Genomic DNA, 247 nt, shown 5'->3' with positions numbered 1-247 from the left:
TCCAGTTCGGGAAAATGATCGCGAGCCCGGCCCCGTGCGCGATGTGGTAGATGGCGCTGACCTCGTGCTCGATGCCGTGGGCCGCCCAGTCGGTGACGACGCCGTTAGGCAGCGTGCCGTTCAGCGCATAAGTACCGGCCAGCAGCAGGATCGCGCGCGCCTCGTAATCTTCGCCGTTGGCGAGCGCCTTCTCGCCGTTCTCGATGACCGTCAGCAGGACGGAATCCGCGAAGCGGGATTGAAGCGG

General features: G+C 65.6%; 1 pseudogene. It reads right to left on the bottom strand.

What is annotated here, in order from left to right:
• Positions 1-247, bottom strand: a pseudogene (locus tag KVT38_RS33975) (NADH-dependent alcohol dehydrogenase); the annotation flags it as partial.

Origin of the sequence: Cohnella sp. GbtcB17 (genome assembly GCF_019091135.1) — a bacterium.
Lineage (GTDB): Bacteria > Bacillota > Bacilli > Paenibacillales > Paenibacillaceae > Cohnella.
The sequence above is the reverse complement of the archived record's forward strand: the minus strand, read 5'-3'. Positions and strand labels throughout refer to the sequence as shown.